Genomic DNA, 6,144 nt, shown 5'->3' with positions numbered 1-6,144 from the left:
GTCCCATCAGCCTGCTGCCGACGCAACTGGCCGCTCTCACCCCAACAGGGCAAGTCTTCTCTAACCCCACCGCTATTCCTGTCGGCTTTGGCATCCGCCGCGCAGGTGCGGCTGAGAACCTGCCGGTGGGGGTTTACGACGACTATCGGGCGGTGCTGTCCTTCCCCATTCCCGACGCGATTCCCCGCAACGCCGTCGTGCAGGAGGCGCAGTTGACGCTGGTGCAGTTGCCCTCCTTCACCTCGGCCACCATTCCTGGTTTTGGCGACCGGGGGCTGGGCTTCTTCTTCCTGGATCCGACACCGCACAACCTGCCGGCCAACAATGTGGTGTTCCAGGAAGTTACTCTGGGTGCGCCCAACAACGTGGTGTCCAGCGACTTCTTTGCGCCGGCTTCCACGCCCACCTTTGTGGCTCTGAGCATCAACGGCAACGTGTTGGGCAACGATGTATCGGCTGGGCCGCGTACGGCGGATGTGCGGCCTGGGGTGCAGCGGGCGGTGTCGGCGCCAGGCCCGCGCTTCTACCAGGTGCGGCTGCAGTGTGCCAAGGAGGTGTGGAACAACCAGGCTACTCCGGCCTTTGTTTCGGTGCTGGCCACGGCGAGCGCAAGCGTCAGTGTGGCTGCTCCCACCGCTTCGGCAAGTGGTACTCTTGGGCCGGCCATTCTGGCAGGAACGCTTCGAGTCCCGGCTGCTGGTACTGCGGCTGCCGCTGACGTAACTGCGCCAGTTGCCGCTACTGCCCTGGCCACTGCAACGCTTGACGTTGCCGGAGGCACCACGCCAGTTGCGTTTGGCCCATTTACTACAACGGTAAGCGTTTCCAACGCTCTGCCGGGTGGGGGCACTGTTTCTGCAAGTGTTCTTCTTACTTTTGGCTCCTTCACCCAGAGCGCTCAGCTTCCGTCCACTCAAGCAATTCAACAATTTAATGCCGGTTTCCTCTCAAATATTCCCGCTGGTACGTTTGCAGCACCCAAGCCTACTGGCGTTGCTTTGGCAGTAGGTGACACCTTTACCTTTACCTTCGGTCCTCTGGTCGCTCCAGCTGGCTTTGTGGCGCCGACGGCCTCTGTATCGGCAAGTGCTGCGGTGACGGCTTCGGTTTCGTTCAACGTGGCCAGCCCTGTCCGCTTTGAAGTGAGCCAGGGGGCTACGGGCACCTGCCGCGCCGAGTTCGACCGGGAGCCGGCCACGGGTACGGGTGCTGGCCCTATCACCACCGCTCGCGGGCCGCGGCTGGACATCACCTTCACCATCCCGCGCTAGTGACTGCCTAGCTGCTTGAAGCACTGCGGGCCTGAGCAATCAGGCCCGTTTTTTTCTCACAGGTAGGTATAGAATCAGGAGCTATGGAGTCTAGGGATCCAGGCCAAGTGACACTCGACACCTTTGTGGCCATCTTGGAAGCGGCCATCCGCCAGCACGAAGCCGGGGAGCTGCAGCAGGCGGAAGGGGCCTACCGTCAGGTGCTGGCTCTGCAGCCCGAACAGCCCGATGCCCTCTATTTTCTGGGCATCCTCTGCTACCAGACGGGCCGCCTAGAGGAGGCTGCAGCTCATCTAGCCAAAGCTGCGCAGCTTCGGCCGGATCAGGCCGCTTTTCAGAGCAACTTGGGCGCTGTATATCAAGCGCTGGGCAAGCGGGAAGCAGCCATCGGATGCTACAGCCAAGCGGTGGCTCTGCAGCCGGATCACCTGCAGGCCCTCTTCAACCTGGGCCTCTGCCACTTTCAACTGGGCCAGTATGACCAAGCTGAGCTGTACTACCGGCAGGCGCTGGCCCTGCAGCCCCAGGATGCCCAGATCCTGACGGAGCTGGCCCAGATCTACCGACAGAAGGGGTGGCCGGCAACGGCCATCGACCATCTAGAGCAGGCGCTGGCGCTAGAGTTTACCCCAGAGCGGGCGCAAGAACTGGCCGAGCTCTGCCGCGAGGCGGGGCAGTTGGAGCGTTCTGTTGAGCTCTATCGCCAGCTCCTGGAGCAAGACCCACAGCGGCCAGAGCTACACAACGGCCTGGGCCTGACTCTAGCAGAGCAGGGGAAGTGGGAGGAAGCGATTGCCGCCTTCCGGCGGGCGCTGGAGCTGGATCCACAGCGGGTGGAAGCGCACATCAACCTGGGCACTGCTCTATTGGAGCAGGATCAGCCGGAGGCGGCCATCGAGGCTTATCGGGCAGCCCTGGCTCTGCAGCCGGATCGCCCGCGGGTTTACTTCAACCTGGCCACAGCCTATCGCAAGCTGAAGCAGCCGCAACGGGCGTTGGACTACTACCATGTGGCCCTTGGCCTGCAGCCAGACTACGCCGAGGCCCATCGCGGCTTGGCCAACCTTCTGTCAGATCGCAAGCTGCGCAAGGTGTTCTCCAATGGACTGCTAGACAGCATGGCCCACCTCAGCCGCGCTCTGGGCGTGCGGCCCGACTTTGCCGAAGCCTACTTCGAGGCCGGCTGCCTGCTATTGGATCAACTGCGGTTTAAGGAGGCCATCCCCTTGCTGGAGGCGGCCCTGGAGCACAAGCCTGACTTTGCCCTGGCCTACAACAACCTGGGCCTGGCCTATCGGCATTTGAACGAGCCGGAAAAAGAAGAGATTCAATACCGGCAGGCGCTGGTGCACGACCCAGAACTGGGAGAAGCCTACTGCAACTTGGGGCTGTTGTTGCAAAGCCAGCACCGCAACGAAGAGGCCCTGCCGGTTTTACAGGAAGCGGCCCGCCTCAAGCCGGACTTCCTGGATGTTCACCGGGCGCTGGGATCCGTTTACAAAGAGCTGAACCGCCTAACCGAGGCACTGGAATCTTTTCAGCGCGCCCTGGAGATCAACCCCGAGGATCCTTCCACCTATGCAGGGTTGGCAGGCACCTTCCTCCAGCAATGCCGCCACGAGGAGGCCATCAAAGCCTACCGCAAGTCGGCCAAGCTGGCTCCGGGGGTGATCGCTTTCCACGGCAACATCCTCATGGGCCTGCACTACGCCCCCGATTTCGATCCCGAAGAGACCCTGCGGGAGCACAAGAAGTGGGGGGATGCCACCCAAGCCTCGGTGGCCCATCTGCGGCGGCCCTACCACCGGGATCGGGATCTGAAGCGGCCTCTGCGCATCGGCTACATCTCCGGAGACTTTAAGCTGCACTCCGTGAGCATGTTTTTTGAGCATGTCTATAACCACCACGACCACGAGCGCTTCCAGATCTACTGCTATTCCAACGGGCCGTATTCGGACATCGTGACGGAGCGGATGAAGGAAAAGGCTGACGGCTGGCGAGACATCCACAAGATCCGCTCCGATGTGGAGGTGGCCGACCTCATCCACGAGGACAAGATCGACATTCTGGTGGATCTGGCCGGCCATACGGCCTACAACCGCTTGGGCGTGCTGGCCCTCAAACCTGCCCCCATCCAGGCCACCTATCTGGGCTACCCCAACACCACCGGCCTGACCTTGGTGGACTACCGCATCACCGATGCCTATGCCGACCCGCCGGGCATGACGGAAAGGTACCACACAGAAAAGTTGATGCGCCTGCCCAAAAGCTTTCTCTGCTACAACCCTGTGGATATCTTTCCGCCGGTTTCCGAGCTACCGGCTCTGGCTGCCGGCTACGTCACCTTTGGCTGCTGCAACAACCCCACCAAAATTACCCCCAACGTGGTGGCCGTGTGGGCGGGGATCCTCAAGCGGCTGCCCAATGCCCGCATCCTGCTCAAAAACATGCGCTACACCGACCGCAGCGTCTGCGAGATCTTCTGGGGGCACTTCGAGCGGCACGGGGTGGATCGGCAGCGGGTGCACCTGGTGGGAGATCGCCGCAGCATTCCAGAGCATCTCCAGATCTACAGCGAGATTGACATTGGCCTAGATCCTTTCCCCTACAACGGCACCACCACCACCTGTGAAACCCTCTGGGGCGGCGCGCCGGTGGTGGTCTTGGCGGGCAATGCCCATGTCTGCCGGGTGGGGGTCTCCATCCTCACCAACGTGGGGCTGCCGGAGCTGGTGGCCCAAACCCCAGAAGAGTACGTGGAAATTGCCGTGAACCTGGCCAGTGATCTGGAGCGGCTGCGGCATTTGCGCCACAGCCTGCGAGGCATGATGGAGAAATCGCCCCTGAGGGATCCGCAAAGCCATGCTCGCGCCCTGGAGCGGGCCTATCGGCAGATGTGGAAAAACTTGGTGGTCAGCGGTCAGTAGGTTCCTCGGATTCCGAAGGAGCCACCTGCTCGAAAATGTCCCACAGCTTGGCGGCAACGGTTGACCAGCTCAGCTCCTTGGCCCGTTCCAGCCCCTTGGCAATGAGGGGAGAGCGTACCGGGTAGCTCTGGATGCGCTGCAGGGCTTCTGCCAGTTCCCGCACCGAGCCTTGGCAGAGCAGGGCTGTCGGGTTTTGCAAGGGATCCTTATCTTTTTTCTCTCCAGAGGCAGTTGCCGACTCCGAGCCGGAGGCATTTGGCTGCTCATCCCGGTAATGCACCACAGGACAGCCGCAGGCCATAGCCTCAAGGGGGCTGCTGGGCCGAAAGGTGGAGTGGAAAACCAGCGCCAGAGCCGAGGAATAGGCGCAGGCAAGCTCGGGATTGTTCAGGCTGAGGTAGCGAAGGCCTTCTCGTTGGGGCAGTTGCGCTTTGACGGGATCCACCTTCAGAGGACTGGGAAAGGCAAAGACCAGCTCGGTGCGGGAGAGCCTTTGGCCCTGCAGGATCTCCCAAGCTTGGCTGACAGCCTGGATGCCACGGTAATCAGCCAGCTGTTCGGGCAAGACGGCCAAGAAAAAAGGGCGAGTCAACTGAAACTTGCGGCGAAACTCGGCCATGGCATCGGGAGCAGCCGGCTTGGCCCAGCCTTCAATGGCCGGGTAGACTAGCGACATCTGCTCGGGAGGGATCCCGGGGTAGTGGGTTCGGAAGCCAGCAAACACTTCATCGGAGAAGAAGACGTAGTGGGCAGCAGCCAGGATGGCATTTTTCTTCTCGATGTATTCCGAGTGAAATTGGCTGCCGGCCTCTGCTTCTAGGTCGTAGATGAAGGCGATGGAAGGGGTGGAAATGGGGGTGGTGTAGCCGGTGGAGAGAAACAGCCTGGCCTTGAGCTGGTCGCAGGCGCTCTGCAGGCCGGTGCGATCCTCATCTGCCTCTGCAAAAGCAAAGCGGGGGATCTCGGAAAAAAAAGTTCCCGGTGGCAACCAAGTTTGCCCGCGGGTGAGCACCACAAACTCCGTTGCCTTCTTGGCCTTGACCCATTCTTCAATGAGGCTCAGCCACAGGTAGGACTGATCCAAAAGTGGAGAGCGAGAAAACCCTTCCGACTGCCAGATAACCCCGTCGATGACGATCATCCCCCACCTCGTCTGAGCAATTTAAGAGACATTGAGAGCGGCAAACATTTTGGCCAGGTAGAAGTCTTTGTAGCGGGTTTGGGCAATTTGGTCATGGACGCCCAGGATGAAAGCTACCAGATCGTAGGACAGGTAAATCTCATGCAAAACCACCGCCATTGCCAGCCGCTGGCGCGGGGAAAGCCGACCCAAGTGCATAAAGTTTTTGACGTAAACATAGTCGCACCACAACACTTGGGTGTAAGGGCGATAGGTTCTGGCTGAAAAGGGCTTGAGGCAGGCACCGAAGTTGCTGGTCATGCCATGCAGAAGAAAGCCCTCTTCTCTAAGGGCAATATCCACATCGCTAAAAAGAGGCTGGTTTTTGTAGAGGGGTATGTACTCGACTTCTGTTTGGATAACAGTAACACTCTGTAGAGTTTTTCTAGCGCCCCGGATAACATCCAGCTCGGCTCCCTGAACATCCATCTTGAGAAAGTCCACTTCGCCCAGCTCTGGAATATCATCCAGGCGGGTAGTCTGGACTTCCTCGACCCGAGTTACCCGACAAACTTCCGCCAAGTTCTCAAAATGCTGGGCCAGCTCCTGATCGGGCTCGTAAAGAGAGGAGGTGTAGCCGGCATTGGTGAAATAGAACTTGCGGCGGGATCCATCCCCAATGAAGTAGGGAAAGTACTGCCGCTTCACTTTGTCGGCGCGAGGAGCCTCGGCTAGGGCTCTGGCGTTGAGCTTTTCGCATTCTTCTTTTTGGGGCTCAAATCCTATCACTTGGGCATGTCCTTCCTGAACCAGCTTGTCGAAGTTA

General features: G+C 60.0%; 4 protein-coding genes. 2 read left to right on the top strand and 2 right to left on the bottom strand.

Features of this window, described 5'->3' with window-relative positions:
* Positions 1-1,271 (top strand): hypothetical protein (locus NW837_RS12605; RefSeq protein WP_414331980.1); only part of this gene is annotated, 1,271 nt, incomplete at its 5' end.
* Positions 1,272-1,378: 107 nt separating this feature from the next.
* Positions 1,379-4,198 (top strand): tetratricopeptide repeat protein, encoded by a 2,820-nt coding sequence (locus tag NW837_RS12600; RefSeq protein WP_414331979.1) that lies wholly within the window; start codon positions 1,379-1,381, stop codon positions 4,196-4,198.
* Here NW837_RS12600 and NW837_RS12595 read toward each other — a convergent pair.
* Both NW837_RS12595 and NW837_RS12590 read right to left on the bottom strand, forming a co-directional pair.
* Positions 4,185-5,339 (bottom strand): hypothetical protein, encoded by a 1,155-nt coding sequence (locus NW837_RS12595; RefSeq protein WP_414331977.1) that lies wholly within the window; start codon positions 5,337-5,339, stop codon positions 4,185-4,187. The two genes, NW837_RS12600 and NW837_RS12595, sit on opposite strands and share 14 nt — an antisense overlap.
* 21 nt (positions 5,340-5,360) lie before the next feature.
* Positions 5,361-6,144: FkbM family methyltransferase (locus NW837_RS12590; protein ID WP_414331976.1), on the bottom strand; the 784-nt coding region annotated here is incomplete at its 5' end.

This window comes from Synechococcus sp. R6-10 (assembly GCF_047461815.1).
In the GTDB taxonomy this organism is placed as follows: Bacteria; Cyanobacteriota; Cyanobacteriia; order Thermostichales; family Thermostichaceae; genus Thermostichus.
Note: the sequence above shows the minus strand (reverse complement) of the source record. Positions and strands in the feature narration are given on the sequence as shown.

What these genes read in the sequence shown, in the direction of transcription:
- NW837_RS12595 (WP_414331977.1), bottom strand. Translation starts at nt 5,339, where the DNA reads ATGATCGTCATCGACGGGGTTATCTGGCAGTCGGAAGGGTTTTCTCGC.